This window comes from Vibrio sp. 10N.222.52.B7 (assembly GCF_041474275.1).
Taxonomy (GTDB): domain Bacteria; phylum Pseudomonadota; class Gammaproteobacteria; order Enterobacterales; family Vibrionaceae; genus Vibrio; species Vibrio crassostreae_C.
In genome coordinates this window covers 1-557 of sequence record NZ_JBFRTU010000524.1, presented here as the reverse complement: position 1 = coordinate 557, position 557 = coordinate 1, and the positions used below count along the sequence as shown (strand labels likewise).

Below are 557 nucleotides of genomic sequence, written 5' to 3'. Positions count from 1 at the left end.
AAATATTTATCGCCGAAGAGCCATAAAGAGAACTATACAATCCTAAGCCAACTTGGTGTACAGGGATATCACCACAACTTTATCTTTTTGTGTACTTTCCGCTTAGAAACTCTACCGTTAAAGCAATGGGGCGACTTCATTAACCTCAAGACTGATAAATTTTCCCCACATAGTAAAATACTCATTGAATCGTTATTAAACTTATCGTGACATATATACACTAATTAGTGATACCACTCTGATCAATAAGGCGTTTTACATTTCTGGTTTACACGACTAGCAAAGTAAATAATTAACCTAGTATATACCTTAGCCTGTCAATATTGTTATGTTAAATTTTGGTTTACCGCCAAATTTAACTATTACATTTACAATTCCACCGTCGGTTAACATATTTATTAACCATTATATCTGTTTTTATTAATCTTGCAGGTACACCGACTGCCGTTGAATAAGAGGGGATATTTTTAGTTACAACGGCTCCAGCACCAATAATGACTTCGGTGCCTAAAATGACATTCTCAACAATAGAAACATTAGGACCGATATAAACGTTG

Annotated in this window: 2 protein-coding genes; one reads left to right on the top strand and one right to left on the bottom strand. The window is 34.5% G+C overall.

The window, feature by feature from the left end:
- Nucleotides 1-210: hypothetical protein (locus AB4512_RS24010; protein WP_372176002.1), on the top strand; the 210-nt coding region annotated here is incomplete at its 5' end.
- A gap of 145 nt (nucleotides 211-355) precedes the next feature.
- Here the strand turns inward: AB4512_RS24010 and AB4512_RS24005 are convergent.
- Nucleotides 356-557: acyltransferase (locus AB4512_RS24005; protein WP_408063699.1), on the bottom strand; the 202-nt coding region annotated here is incomplete at its 5' end.